The organism is Bradyrhizobium sp. BR13661 (assembly GCF_029892425.1).
Classification (GTDB): Bacteria; Pseudomonadota; Alphaproteobacteria; order Rhizobiales; family Xanthobacteraceae; genus Bradyrhizobium.
Genome location: NZ_JARXWB010000020.1, coordinates 18,219 through 31,837, shown reverse-complemented (window position 1 = coordinate 31,837; position 13,619 = coordinate 18,219). Strand labels below are relative to the sequence as shown.

Annotated in this window: 9 protein-coding genes and 1 pseudogene; 2 read left to right on the top strand and 8 right to left on the bottom strand. The window is 59.2% G+C overall.

Going from position 1 to position 13,619, the window contains the following annotated elements; all coding sequences use genetic code 11:
* Positions 1–61 precede the first annotated feature (61 nt).
* Both M2427_RS27925 and M2427_RS27920 read right to left on the bottom strand, forming a co-directional pair.
* Positions 62–513, bottom strand: a pseudogene (locus M2427_RS27925) (Lrp/AsnC family transcriptional regulator).
* 342 nt (positions 514–855) lie between these two features.
* Positions 856–2,499: a hypothetical protein gene (locus M2427_RS27920; protein ID WP_280710089.1), complete on the bottom strand. Its 1,644-nt coding sequence runs from the start codon at positions 2,497–2,499 to the stop codon at positions 856–858.
* A 174-nt stretch (positions 2,500–2,673) separates the two neighbouring features.
* Here M2427_RS27920 and istA point away from each other — a divergent pair, with 174 nt between their 5' ends.
* Both istA and istB read left to right on the top strand, forming a co-directional pair.
* Positions 2,674–4,206: an IS21 family transposase gene (gene istA / locus M2427_RS27915; protein ID WP_021075689.1), complete on the top strand. Its 1,533-nt coding sequence runs from the start codon at positions 2,674–2,676 to the stop codon at positions 4,204–4,206.
* Positions 4,207–4,217: 11 nt separating this feature from the next.
* Positions 4,218–4,961, top strand: a complete 744-nt coding sequence (gene istB / locus M2427_RS27910; RefSeq protein WP_021075688.1) for an IS21-like element helper ATPase IstB — start codon at positions 4,218–4,220, stop codon at positions 4,959–4,961.
* 148 nt (positions 4,962–5,109) lie between these two features.
* Here the strand turns inward: istB and M2427_RS27905 are convergent, their stop codons facing one another.
* From M2427_RS27905 to virB10, 6 genes are all read right to left on the bottom strand, one after another.
* Positions 5,110–5,466 (bottom strand): hypothetical protein, encoded by a 357-nt coding sequence (locus M2427_RS27905; RefSeq protein ID WP_280710088.1) that lies wholly within the window; start codon positions 5,464–5,466, stop codon positions 5,110–5,112.
* Positions 5,467–5,475: 9 nt separating this feature from the next.
* Positions 5,476–7,200, bottom strand: a complete 1,725-nt coding sequence (locus M2427_RS27900; protein ID WP_280710087.1) for a hypothetical protein — start codon at positions 7,198–7,200, stop codon at positions 5,476–5,478.
* Positions 7,201–8,374: 1,174 nt separating this feature from the next.
* Positions 8,375–9,547: an LPD7 domain-containing protein gene (locus tag M2427_RS27895; protein WP_280710086.1), complete on the bottom strand. Its 1,173-nt coding sequence runs from the start codon at positions 9,545–9,547 to the stop codon at positions 8,375–8,377.
* Complete coding sequence (locus M2427_RS27890; protein ID WP_280710085.1) at positions 9,531–11,477, bottom strand: type IV secretory system conjugative DNA transfer family protein; 1,947 nt, start codon at positions 11,475–11,477, stop codon at positions 9,531–9,533. The genes M2427_RS27895 and M2427_RS27890 overlap by 17 nt, the downstream gene beginning before the upstream one ends.
* Entirely contained in the window at positions 11,443–12,474 is a 1,032-nt protein-coding gene (gene virB11 / locus M2427_RS27885; protein WP_280710084.1) for a P-type DNA transfer ATPase VirB11, read from the bottom strand. The genes M2427_RS27890 and virB11 overlap by 35 nt, the downstream gene beginning before the upstream one ends.
* The gene (virB10, locus tag M2427_RS27880; protein WP_280710082.1) at positions 12,471–13,616 is read right to left on the bottom strand and encodes a type IV secretion system protein VirB10; all 1,146 of its coding nucleotides are present in this window, start codon (positions 13,614–13,616) and stop codon (positions 12,471–12,473) included. Before virB10 ends, virB11 begins: the two co-directional genes overlap by 4 nt.
* Between the last annotated feature and the right edge of the window lie 3 nt (positions 13,617–13,619).

Genomic DNA, 13,619 nt, shown 5'->3' with positions numbered 1-13,619 from the left:
ATTAGATGCTGCCTGACTATCTCAGCCGGCCGGTTTCTTGTGGCTGCCGTGCCTTCGCACTTCACGTACGCGGCCGCTGCGCATCGAAGGGCAACGCCACGCTGGCCTTGATCTCCTTTAGGATCACATTAGTGCGGATGTAGCGAATGCCGGTCAATCGCAACATAAATTCGTCAAGAAACCGATTGTATGCTTTCATATCCCGCACCACCACGCGCAGGTGGTAGTCGGCATCGCCCGTAGTAGCAAAACATTCAAGCACTTCACCACGCTTAGTGACCTGGGCAACAAACTCATCGACAAACTTCGCATCATGTCGCTCCAGCGACATGTGCAGAATAGCGGACGTCGTAAATCCCGCGCGCTCACGTTCAATCAGCGCCGGGTATCAAGAATTGTGCTTGACTGCTCAAGAGCCCGCACGCATCGCCAGCAGGCAGAAGTCGACATACCGACGGAGTCGGCAAGCTGCTGATTTGTTGCGCGGCCATCCTTTTGAAGCCGGATTAGAATACGCTCGTCCTGTTCTTACCATCTAGCCGTTCAGTCTCGGTAATTTCTACCAGTTCGGAGTCGTCTGACAAGCGACTTTGTCAAAACTAATCCCATTTCGGTCGAACTAGGCAAGACCTACCACGCCTTCGCCTCTACCGTGGCGCGCCCAACCAACGATGCAGTTTGCAGGCGCCATGACTTACGATCCGACACTTGACGCTTACCAGCTATCCGACAGATACGATCGTCAAGACGGCAGCGTATTCCTGACCGGCACGCAGGATATTCTACGCATCGCACTAGACCAGGCGCGGCGTGATCGCGCGAAGGGGCTCAAGACAACGGGCTTTCGGAAACAGATCACTGCCGTTGAGCAGTATGCGGAACAGCAAAAAATCCTGGGTCCGGCTTGCCGTTAATACGTGCGCGCGGCACGTGCAAAGGCACATCATAGACGGAAAGACCAGTCAAAAAGGTCCCTTCGAGAGGTCGCTCGGACGCTTGCAACTCCATCTTCGCGCGATTGGGCACGATAACGCAGGATCCGTCCACACTTGCGGTTTCGGTCGTCTTGTCATCCAAGACATTGCAAATGGCCACGCACGTGTAAAGTCGGACAGCGTCAGCTTTGGCCAAACTGACATAGAGGTCAGGGTAATCGTTCCTCGCAATGACGAAGACAAGATCAGGAAGCGGCACACTGTGCCGCCAAGCTTGAAGTGTACCGAGTTCCAGAAAATCGCTGCAGACGACGACAGCGAAATCACCCACCGGGGTATTTAGAAACAGCGACAGTTTATCGTCTCGAAAAAAGGCATCCCCGTTCGCCTCTTGCAGCGAGGGTTGCTGCTTATACTGGAAATGGGGTTGGCTTTCTCCCGGGATGGCAACGATGGCGCGCGCGCCCACCTTATCGCCTGTGATATGTCCCTCTAGCCCTCCAATCACGACGATCGATTCTTTGCTCGAGAGGGCGTGTATCTCGTTGGCAAGCGAGTTAGGTAGTGAATATTCAGGAAAGACTACCGCACGGCAGCCTTCTTTAGCCGCTGCGTGGATCGCACGGCGAACATCATCCGAAACGTCCTGCGCTATCTTGTCGTCAAAAGCGTAACTGCGCGTGTTCAGATGGCTCACCGGAATCGCCAGACGAGCCAGTCCGATGCGAACCTGATCGGGCGCAGGGGTAGCGCTGCAGCGGACGGGTCTGACCGAAGGCCTAGATGGAATTCCGGAGGTTTGCTCCGCGACAGGAAGCGGAAGTCGAATCTTGAACAAGGCCGGCAGAGGCGGCTTCGCGACATTCGGCTGGAAGAAGTCGCAAAGCTTCCAGTGAGCGACGTACATGGCTTCTCTTACGAGTTGCCCCAGTTCACCAATGATCCGCTCAATGTTGCCTGCATTCACCTCGGAGGGGAGCTCTATATCGCCGGCATGATCAGCCAACTGCGGTCGAGTATGCCCACTGGTTATGCCAATCGTTCGTTTTTTCTCCGTGTCGGTGGAATGCCAGCGACAGATAGTGACCAACCTCGAAACACAAGCGGAGATCTCCGCAACAGCCTCGTCGGCGGATTGCTCGCGCGAGTCAGCCAAAAGAGACAATTGGGCCTGGGGATCGCGATCCAAAGCGAGTGCCGTCTTAAAGCCAAGATCTGCAGTGGCCTTAAGTATGGCAAATGTCTCATCGAGCCTACGAAACGTCTCGTCGAGATGGGCTCTCGGCTGTAGATTGAACTCCAAGAGTTCGCGATCCTGCCCCTCATAATTTCCGGAAACCGAAGTGGGTGTATCGAGGATCGCTTCTATTCGACTGGACGAGAGACCATCTAGCTTGTCGATCTCTGTCTTTGCCTGCTCGATGTCCGCCAAAATGGCGTGCCGATCATTCCAAACGTTGCTTTTCTTTTCGTACTCCCGGATTGTCTGAATCGCGCGGCCGAAATGAGCCTTTAGTGGCTGCGCCGCCGTGCTGTGCGGATTCCGCTCGATGTCGCCCAGCATTCCGAGATGATCTCGCCCACCATTCCGATTTGAAGTCGCCCACCCATTCCGAGATGATGTCGCCCACCATTCCGGGATGATGTCGCCCGGGTGACGAGGCCTCTTCTGGCTCCCATAGGTCAACCCTTTCGGCTTTGCGAAGGGGGACCCTGGATGCCGACGGAGAGGCTTGCGATGCGCCGTGTGCGCGATGTGATCAGGATGAAGGCGGCCGGTCTGCCGAGCCGCGAGATTGCGCGACGGGTAGGAGCGGCGCCCTCGACGGTGCGGCTGGCGATCCGGCGGTTCGAGGCCGCGGGTCTGACCTGGCCGTTGCCCGACGAGCTCACGGACGCGGCCCTGGAACTCCGCCTGTTCGCCAAGACCGGCAATGGCAACCGGCAGGGTCACCGCCGCATCGCCGAACCTGATTGGACGACCGTGCACCGCGAGCTCAAGCGCAAGCACGTGACGCTGTCGATCCTGTGGGAGGAGTACATCGCCGCCGAACCCGACGGATACCGGTACTCGCGCTTCTGTGAGCTTTACCGCGCCTGGGAGGGCCGCCTGTCGGTGACGATGCGCCAGGCGCACGCAGCCGGCGACAAGCTGTTCGTCGACTATGCCGGCGACGGCGTGCCGGTGGTGGTCGATCGTCTCACCGGTGAGCGCAGAATGGCGCAGATCTTCGTCGCCGTGCTCGGCGCCTCGAGCTTTACCTACGCGCAGGCGACGTGGACGCAGGGGCTCGCCGACTGGATCAGCGCTCATGTTGGCGCCTTCGCGGCGATCGGCGGCATACCGGCGCTGCTGGTGCCTGACAACACCAAGGTCGCGGTCATCAAGGCGAGCCTGTACGACCCGCAGATCAATCGGACCTATGCGGAGATGGCGGCGCATTACGGCACCGCCATATTGCCGGCCCGGCCGCGCAAGCCGCGCGACAAGGCCAAGGTCGAGCAAGCCGTCCTGATCGTCGAGCGCTGGCTGCTCGGCCGCCTGCGTCATCGCACCTTCTACAGCCTGGCCGAGGTCAATGCGGCGATCGGCGAGCTGCTCACCAGGCTCAACGAGGAGCGGCCGATCCGGCGGCTCGGCGTGACGCGCCGCCGGCTGCTTGAGGAGGTCGATCGGCCGGCGCTCAAGCCATTGCCGGCGAGCCCCTACGTACTCGCCGAATGGCGGATCCGCCGCGTCAGCCTCGATTACCACGTCGAGGTGGAGAAGCATTACTACAGCGTCCCGCATCGCTTTGTGCGCGCCGAGGTCGAGGTGCGGTTCACTGCCCGCACCGTAGAGATCTTCCACAAGGGCGAGCGGATCGCCGCGCATCAGCGCATGAGCGGTAATCACAAACACACCACCGTGCCGGAGCACATGGCCTCCAGCCATCGGCGCTACGCCGGCTGGACCATCGCGCGCATCCGACAGGACGCTGCCGCGATCGGGCCGGCGACCAGCGCTTTGTGCGACCTCATTCTCGACGAGCGCTCGCACCCCGAGCAAGGCTTCCGCGCCTGCCTCGGCATCCTCAGGCTCGCCGGCTCCTATGGGCGCGGACGGCTGGACGCCGCGGCTGCGCGGGCGATCGACATCGGCGCGCGCACCTACGGCTCGGTCAAATCGATCCTCGCCAACAATCTCGATCGGCGTCCCGCTCATCAGCGCTCCGCGGACGATGCGCCGATCCTGCATGCCAACATCCGCGGACCGCGCTACTACAACTAGGAGACCATCCCTTGCTCACCCATCCGACCCTCGACCGCCTCAACGCCCTCGGCCTCCACGGCATGGCCAATGCCTTCGTCGATATCGAAGCAACCGGCGAGGCCGCAAGCCTCGGTCACGCCGAATGGCTCGCGCTGCTGCTCGAACGTGAAGCATCACTGCGCCACGATAAGCGGCTCGCCACCCGCCTGCGCTATGCGAAGCTGCGTCAGCAAGCGTGCGTCGAGGACATCGACTACCGCACCCCGCGCGGCCTCGACCGCCCGCTGTTCGCCAAGCTTGTCGAGGGCCGCTGGATCGATGACCATGCCAACCTGCTGATCTGCGGCCCGGCCGGCGTCGGCAAGAGCTGGCTCGCCTCGGCGCTCGGCCACAAGGCCTGCCGTGACAATCGCTCCGTGCTCTATCAACGTGTTCCGCGGCTGTTCGATGACCTCGCTCTCGCGCGCGGCGACGGTCGCCATCCGCGCCTATTGCGCGGGCTCGGCCGTGTCGATCTGCTGATCCTCGATGACTGGGGGCTCGAGCCGCTCGACGCTGGTGCCCGTCACGACCTCCTGGAAATCCTCGAAGATCGCTATGGTCATCGTTCCACCATCGTCACCAGCCAGCTCCCCGTGGACCAGTGGCATGTGCTCATTGGAGATCCTACCTATGCCGACGCCGTGCTCGATCGCCTCGTCCACAATGCCCATCGGCTCGACCTTACTGGCGAGAGCCTGCGCCGAACCCGGCAATCCGCCCGAAAGACCTGAGCCCGTGACGCTGTGGACATGCCGCTGCGCTTGGACAACGCCAAGGCGTTGCCCACATGCCCACAGCAAACGCAACAGAAACACAACAAGCTCAAGCCGCGATTCCAGTTGACCGTGCGGCTTGCCCAATGCCAGAGAACCTCAGCAGCTAGAACGCCTCGCCCCCGGGCGAGATCAAATCGGAGAGGTGGGCGACATCGTCTCGGAATCCCCGGGCGACTTCATATCGGTACACCCGGGCGACTTCGTCGGAATCCGCAGTGCTGCCCTTAATCAGGAGTTCGGCGCCCGCCCTTAGGCTAAATTGCTGATTGCCGTCGCCGAGGATGACTTGAAGCTCAGTGAATAATGCATTTGCCGTCATATAGGCGTTGCGGCAGGTCGACAGCAACAGGGTCGCGCGTTCCTGGCCCTTGCATTTTGTGATAAGCCGATTGAGCGCAATCCAGGAAGCAGCAAACTCCAAATCTGCCGGAGTTGGCTTAAAGGTTCCAGAGCCTTGCATGATGTACCGCTAGTTCAACAAACCGAAACGGCGCATGAGCCCGGTCAGCTCCGTACCCTCCCGCTCTACTACACTGTTTAGCAACATACCGACGTTGCCGCGCTCGAGCGCGCCCGTGGTCAGCGCTGTGTCATAGGCTCCTGACAGCGCGAGTATTGCGTTGATCTTTGCTATCCGAGTGCGCCCTCCTTCAAGGACCTCTGTCCGCTCCACCTCTGGCATTTTCTTGAGCGTGAAAAGGAGACGGGTTAACTCATCGTCCCAACGTGGATTTGCCTCGCCCTTGCGGTACACGCGAGTGCATTTGTCTGGATGCAACGTAAACGTCGGCACTATGGCGCCGTGATCAATGAAGGTATCTAGCAAATCGCTGACGATCAGCTCAGGCAGCCGAGACGGATGCCATACGTCAGAATAGTGCTTGCGGAAAAGCTGAACGATTTCTTCGTATGTGAATCCAAGCCTCAGTCGCAGGTATGGATCACTCTTGATTTCATCCGCGCTGTACGGACGAGACAAAGAGTAGGCGTCAGGGTCATCCGCACCCACAGCGCGGGCAAGATCCTGGATCAGAGCATCCAGACCAAACCTGGACAACCCTTGGCTTAAAAACTCCCGGCAGCGATGAGCTATAGCCGGCTCTTCCACCAAAAATGATGGGGCAGGCGTGCTTCGTATCTCGCTACCGAAATGCGTTTCTAGTTCAGCATAGGTAATTTGTCGGAAATCGCACTTAGCAATCTCCTCGCATCGCTTTCGTGCGGCTGGCCCAAATTGAATGCCGAAATCGCTGACCGAGAATGGCTCAAGCGACTGCTTCTGAAGCAACCCGGAGCACAATTCAAGGAAAGCATCGGAGATAAGGACAGAGTCGCAGAATGTGTTGACGCGAGCGACACCGTCCTTGTTCTCGGGATCCAAGTCTTGCGCTGGCGATTGTTGTTTCTCAAGGGTATTTGAGACCGCGTCAAAAAGAGCCCTCGAGAATGAGCCTTTCGGGTAATCGTTTGCAAGGGACAGACTTGGTGCCAGCGCCATTGGGACAAAGTTGCAGGAACCGGTCTTGAAATCAAAATACAAACGCGCCTTCAGCGTCCAGCCACCGACGCGCGGCAGATTGATGCTGGCGCGGGCGACACCCGCCTTGAGCTGAGCATCATCTACCGTGCTGTGAACGAAATCGCCGAACTTGTCGCTCAGCCATTGCCAACATGTGTGCCAGGAACTGAACGGCGCCCGAATTGTGCACGGGACAATAGGAAAGTCGACGTCGTAGGGTTTCGCAACGCAGCGCAGCGCGCGAGGAACGGCATCAACGAGAATGCGATGCCGCTCCGCTGGCAAGGAGCGTGGAAGCGCCAAATTCACACCAGACTCGAGGGCGGTCTCGGCGTTTTTAGCCGCCAGCGCGAAGAGCTGGACCTCTCGTGGGGCTGCGAGCAGCACGCGATCGCGCGCGCGCAACATCGTTGTGCCGACGTTCCAGATATCGTCGACGATGGCAACCCGAGCTCCCTTGATGTTTTGATGAACGAAAGGGATAGCATGATCGGAGACGCAGACGGCGTAGTCACCGAGCGAGAGGTTGAGAGCTTCGACCAGTCGCGGCATCTTGCGGGCAACGAGAACGACCAGATCCGGGCTGTAATCCCGAACACCATCCACCAGCGCCTGCCATGCTTCGCTATGGAGCGGCTTTAGTGCAGCGTCTACCGTTTCGATGTCATTGCGCATCTGCTACGTCGCCTCCCCCGCCGGAATGCGAAGTCGACCGCCGAAATAGGCGACCGCGTCCTTCGCGAATTTAGGGGCTAAACTCGAGAGCTCTGGACAGTTGTGATGGCTGCGCGGCACCACTAATGGTGGACCGTCTGCCGGGCAATTCCTTAGCCCCTCAACTGGCAATTAGCAAGGTTCCGGCCAAAAAGGCGTCATAAATATTGATTGGCCCCACTCTTGGGTAACCGGTAAGCCCGCACTCAGCGCCATAAGAGATTGAAAAATCTGCGGTTTTAAAGCGAGTGTAAGTAGCCAACTGGCGTAACCGGACTCGGCCCTGGTCGATCCTTTTTGCCCGGCGCAAGCTGCAATCTCAAAATCTCCGATAAGATCGCGCTCCATCCTGGGGATATTGTATTCCCTCAGCCCAGCAAGATCGAAGCGCGCTGCGTGTACTGTAAGCTAAGCACCTGGTGAGCGAAAGCCTTGTTGTGCGCAAGGGATCGATCGAGAAGCTGCTTTGTCAGGCCTAGATTGATCCGCTGCTGCGCATCCAGTTCCTGTCGTATCGAGTGAAGCTTTCTCGTCGCAGTAGATCGCGTAGACGGCGTCGACCTCGGTTAACTCGTGCAACGCGATATCAAATCTTCGGGTCGCGTTTACGTCGATCATCTTCGCACTTGGGTTGGGTTGAACAGCGGCCTCTCGCCACCGCAGAGTTCGCAGTAACTGGATTACGACGCAACCCCATCTTTCGATGCGAGCATCTCGCCTTGCCTTGCTCAGTCGTCAAATCCTTACAATGCCCGCGCGGGCAATTCGCGCCGGCTTGTTCGCTCGAGCTTCAATGTCTGAACGGCGCCGGATCGATTCATCGAGCGTGTCGGGCTTGTCGAGCAACAGCCCGCCATCCGCGGCCGGTCTCCAAGGGATTCGCAGGTTACAAACATCTTGTCGTCCTTGGCTTCAGACTGGCGCTGAGCTTGTCGTCCTTCTGGCGCAGGCGTGAAGTACAGGTGGAAAGTTCGGACACTGCAACACGGCATGATGGTTCAAGGCGATCGAAAACGGATCTTAGCCATTTACGTCAAAAAGTCGATCCTCCCGCATTGTCGCGACAGGAGTGTCTGGCAGCGACGTCAGCTGCCTACCGGTCCGACTCGTCGCTGGGCGACGGATTATTGAGCGCTTAGCGCTCTTGTTCCCGCAATCCAATACGTTCGCCGCTTTGGCTTCGGAGAGGTGCCTCCTTCGAGCGAACGGATTGTTTATTGCGGTCGCGGACAGGCTCGATGACCGTCGCTCGCGCAAATGATTGCCCTTTTTCCAGATGCTGGGCTATGCGCTCCTTAGCGAATGCCATGATGCTCTGGCGTGCATTCTCATCGTTCGGCAGAGCGCGTTCGACAAGCTTTTTGATGACAACAATCTGGGACTGGGCCGCAAGCAGGTCCGAATCATGCGCGGCCGCCGGCCGGTCTGCATGGCGTTCCTCCACCGTTACACTCCACGTATTGCGCCACATCTGGCGCCGTTCAATACCAGTCACTCCTGTGGCGGCGTCTATGGCCTTAATCGCCCTGATGACGGGTTCTACCCCATCCTTACGCAGGGAAATGCGGTCACCAGGCTTGGCGCCACTATCTGCGACGTCCGTTACGATGCCGACGCCCCAGACCTGGTGTCGCCGGCCATTGTCCAATTCGATGGCTACATAAGTTGACGGCTCCGCGTCGGCGCGGTTGCGATACGGGCCAAAACCGACCTCCATCAGACGTCCAGAAACGCCCTTGTCGTAATCGAGCCTATCCGCCTGCAATGACTTGTCGGCAGCCGAGCGAGCCTTGGCATCATTGGTTCGGGCGTGAGCTCGATCCCAGGCGGCTCGCCGGTCAGCGAGCGCCTGTTGATCGAGTTCGTTTGGCTGATAGCCCTGTACTTTTATTCCGCGTGCGCTTGCCTCGAGCCACGCTTCGCGTCGGAACTCGACAGAGCCACGAGCGTGAAGCGCCTCCCATTGGCGATGTTGCGCCACTCTGACCATGTCCCGGATCACTTCGGCGGCAGCCAGGCGGGTGACCAGACGATCGTCGGTGGCCTTGAACGCGAGGTATTCTCTCCGCTCATCGGCATAAAGCCGCGCTTCGTGGTCCGATCCATCTTTCCCGGCGTCATTGGCCACCACGTAATATTTTCGACGGATACGGTCCGGAAAGGTGCTAACTGTAACCTCCGCGGAGGAAGGCTGACTGGGCGTTGTTGCCCTCGTATCGTTGTCTCCTTTTTCCCGGGCGGACGCGGGCCCGGTGCGACGTTGCCGCTCCAGGCTGAATTCCTCGCTCGCCTCATGCCTGTCGTTCATGACGCTCACTCTTCTGCTTGCGGCCGGCCCAAGGTGTCGGCTGAATGACCTGCGCGTCGATGTATTTCAGGGTCCAGGCTTTCAGATCTTCTTCGGACAAGCCTTCCAGATCCACGTCGACCCCGCCAAAATCGAAACTGACATTGTCAGGTATCGTCGAAGGATCTGCCACCTCCTCATCAGTCATTGGTCGCGATCGAAATATCGCGCGAAGCTCGGCGACTGCGGAACGAAGCTCTTTGATCTCAGCGTCTAGGAAGGCGTTCGAGATTCCCTTCGACGGAACCTGAACAGGTGCAGGCAGCAGACGTTGAAGAAAGGCTTTATCTTCATAGTAGATGAGCTTGTCGGCAATCAGCGGTGGGACCGCGGTTCCGAGGATGAATGCCTTGGACCTTGGCAGCAGCTTCAATTCTTGGGGCAGCATGAGAGCTCGTCGGTGCTCTGACACTGTTTGACTCGTTGATCGTGCAGAAAAGCCCCTAGGTCCACTTTGGCTGCGAGCTTTCACCGTGTCATAACCGATACGCTCCGAAAGCTCATTCGCGACGTCTTGCTCTTTCGGAGCAAAGACGACTTCCACGGCATGATTGGTCATGAAGTTGCGCGCGATGTCGGCGCCGTAGATTGCGCGTAGTTGCGCCGGGCTTTGGACAACCGTGAGAAGTCGGAGCCCATACCCTGCAACGAACGCGACCGATTTCGCCAGAACGTTGACGTTGCCGAGCGCTGGGAATTCGTCGAGCAAGAGAAGGACCTTGCGATTGAGCTTTGAATTGTTTTCCGGCAGTTCACGGGTATTGAGATCGACGACCTGCTGAAAGAACAAGTTTAGAAGTGGCGCCATGCGATCGAGATTGTCCGGCGTGACGCCGAGATAGATCGACATCGGCTGTTGCCGCAGCTTGCGCAAGTCGAAGTCATTGGCCGACGTCGCGTTGTCGATGCGGGGGTTGAGCCAGAGCCCAAGCCTTGCTGTCACGGTCTTGCGTACCGAATTCATGGTGTTTTCGGAAGCCGCTAGGAAGTCATTCAATGCCGTGATGCAGGAGCGCGACAACGGCGAAGCGCTCGACCTTCGCGCCGCGATGATCTTCTCAAAATGCGATTTGACATCGGAAACAGCAGAAAGCTGGTGCAGGATTTCACCGATCGTGAGAGGCAGGCCGGGTGTCTCCGCAATGTAGCCCCCGATTGCCACGAACGCTGTGCGCGCAGCTTCAAACCAGAACGGATCTCCGCGGCTCTCGGCCGGAAACAGCATGACCGCGATGCGCTGCAAGTCATCATAGAGGTCGGCTGGATCGCTCCGCACGTAGCCAAGAGGATTATATCGTGCCGTATAACCGTTTTCATCGAGCGGGTCGAATAGGTGGACGGCTTGCCCGTGGGCTGCGCGGAAACCTGCCGATCTTTGCCAGTTCTCCTTTTTGACGTCCAGCACGACAACCGAATCCGCCCAGTTCAGAAGATTCGGAATGACATAGCCAACTCCTTTGCCTGCCCGGGTTGGTGCATAGACCAGGACATGTTCCGATCCACCAAAGCAGAGCATCGCGCCGTCCTTACGCCCAAGCAGAATGCCATCTTTGGATCGGAGACCCGCAGCCTTGATCTCTTTCTCGGTCGCAAAACGCGCCTTGCCATGGAGCGGCAACGGTCGCTGCCGGAGGAGGAAACCGAGGAGGCCAAAGACCGCGATTGTGCCGGCGAGAGTGGAGAGCGTCAGCCAGCGGTCGAACCGTGGGTCGGTGCCATAGCGGGGCCAGCCGCTCGCGATCTCGATCCAATGAAATCCGCCGTCGTGAACCCGGAGCCCGAGCAGCAGGACGTTTGAGGCGACCAGCAGAAAGAGCGCTCCGGCGCAAAGTGCGAGCGCCGTACCACGCGCGGCCTTAGCGGGCGTGATCGCGTTTGCGGATGGGATCATAATAGATCTCAGAGATACGGTAGCGGCCGTCGCGCTTCTGCATTTGGACGACGACATCGACCAAGTGAAGCAACAGCGAGCGGATGTCGTCGCGATGGAGATCTCGTCCTTCCGCGCTCTCTTTCACCAGAAGGGTCATTTGTTCGAAGGCGAGCCGCGCGCTATCGGCGTGAACGGTGGTGATCGACCCCGGATGCCCTGAATTGACGTTTCTGAGGTAGAAAAAGGCCGTGCCATCCCGTAGTTCCTGTAACAGGATCCGGTCGGGCCTCATGCGGAGAGTCGATTCCAGAAGCTCACGGGGCCCGATCTTGGCAACGCCCTGCCCGTCTTTGGCATAGAGTAGTCGAACAGAATTCTCATGGGGGATCGCGAGCTCGATGGTGTCCTCAATGGTGATGAGCCGCTCATGCGCCGGGATAGCCGCGATCAACGCTTTGGAGAGCGTCGTCTTTCCTGATCCGGTCGCCCCCGAGATCAGGATATTGCGGCGCGTCCTCACCGCAAGCTCCAGGAATTCACGCCAGAGACCGGCTTCTTTCAGAGCGAGTAACCGGTGCTCGTCCGGATGGAGGTCATCCCCGGCTGATCGGATCTCGTCAAACAGCTTCGTCTGCTCGAGGGCGACCAGGTTCATGGTCAGTTTCGACGGCTTACGGATCGTGAGGCTGACCAGACCGGTCGGGACGGCCGGCGGCACCACGATCTGGCAGCGCTCTTCCCCGATCAGGCTCGTCGACACCACGGGAAATTCTGGTCCGACATCTTGGCGCGTATGCCCGGCAGCGGCGGTCGCAAGGTGAGAGAGGTAATCGTATGTGAGCGCTGCCTCCGCATGTCGGCTCCAGCCCTCGGGCCCTTCCACAAAGACTTCGCCGGGCCGATTGACCACGATCTCAGTCAGGGATTCGTCGGCTAGATAGCGGTTCAGCGGCTCAAGATAGCGGGCCAGCACCAAACGGCCGCCATTCTGCTCGATTGATGTGGCCTGTGTCATTTCGTGATCTCTGCTGGGCCCACGGCCGCGCCGCCGACCGTGCGGTCGAAGATCTGGCTCCGTGTTTCAACCCGCTTCAGTTGATAGACCGACGAGAAATCAAGGTCTCTCGCAACGAAGATATTGACCAGTTCGCCCTGGTTTTTGTTCAGTGTTGGGGGAATATTGATCGATTGCTCAACAGCAATGCCAGCGGCGGTATTTGCTGAGCCAGTGGTATTGTTGATCTGGATCGAGCTGTCCTGAAGCTGCTGACGCGCGATAGATCCTGCATCCCCCACGACCGAGAGCAGCAGCGCCGACCCAAATCGCTCCCAGAAATGCGTGTCGATGTCGCCGTCAAACCCCGCCCGGCCAAGCGCATCTGTGGCCGGAGAGGCGAGTGCGACGATGACTCCCGTCGGGGTCTTGGCACGGGACCAGAGAACGAACATGCGCTTTGAACCGCGTCTAACATTGCCGCGGTATTCGCCGACCACCTGGGTGCCTTTTTCCATAAGTACCACGTTGCCGGAATCGGAGATGACGTCCCGCATCACGACGCAGGATACGAAGCCTGCGACGTCCGACGACATGGCCGTCTCCAGTACACATGGAATGGACGTGCCCTGCGTCACCAGCAGATTTCGGTTGGGAAGCCGCGCGGCGCGGACGCCTTCGATCGCCGTCGGCTTAAGCTTGTCGGCCAGCTCATTCGGCGGCTCCGCCCGTCCAAAGGCATATGGATCAGTAGCGCCGGTTCCCGCAAGGCCGGTGTGGGCTGCACGTCCGGTCGAGACCGGCCGGTTGTAGGCCAGGACCGGCGCGCGACGAGCGCTTTCGAGCATCTGATCTGGTACAGGCGGGGCGGCCGCCGGCGAAGCTGTGATCGTTGCGGCTGGAATGGAAGCTGTGGTCAGTGGAGCGGCGGGCGCCTCCGTGGCCGGCTCGAACGCGGCCGCCTGGCGGATCATAAGCTTGCGACCGGAGTCGTTGAGCGGCTTATCGCCTTTCCATGTGCTCCATATGATGAGAAAAGCGAAAGCGGTGAGCCCGAGCGCGCCAAATCCGCGCTTGAGCATCGTCGTCCGTGCGTGGTCGGCTTGGCCGACCGGGGTTATGCCGCGATCGCCTTCGATTGTTTCGTTATGCAGTTCGGTCATATC

What these genes read in the sequence shown, in the direction of transcription:
- M2427_RS27920 (WP_280710089.1), bottom strand. Translation starts at nt 2,499, where the DNA reads ATGCTGGGCGACATCGAGCGGAATCCGCACAGCACGGCGGCGCAGCCA.
- istA (WP_021075689.1), top strand. Translation starts at nt 2,674, where the DNA reads ATGCGCCGTGTGCGCGATGTGATCAGGATGAAGGCGGCCGGTCTGCCG.
- M2427_RS27905 (WP_280710088.1), bottom strand. Translation starts at nt 5,466, where the DNA reads ATGCAAGGCTCTGGAACCTTTAAGCCAACTCCGGCAGATTTGGAGTTT.
- M2427_RS27900 (WP_280710087.1), bottom strand. Translation starts at nt 7,200, where the DNA reads ATGCGCAATGACATCGAAACGGTAGACGCTGCACTAAAGCCGCTCCAT.
- M2427_RS27895 (WP_280710086.1), bottom strand. Translation starts at nt 9,547, where the DNA reads ATGAACGACAGGCATGAGGCGAGCGAGGAATTCAGCCTGGAGCGGCAA.
- M2427_RS27890 (WP_280710085.1), bottom strand. Translation starts at nt 11,477, where the DNA reads ATGATCCCATCCGCAAACGCGATCACGCCCGCTAAGGCCGCGCGTGGT.
- virB11 (WP_280710084.1), bottom strand. Translation starts at nt 12,474, where the DNA reads ATGACACAGGCCACATCAATCGAGCAGAATGGCGGCCGTTTGGTGCTG.
- virB10 (WP_280710082.1), bottom strand. Translation starts at nt 13,616, where the DNA reads ATGACCGAACTGCATAACGAAACAATCGAAGGCGATCGCGGCATAACC.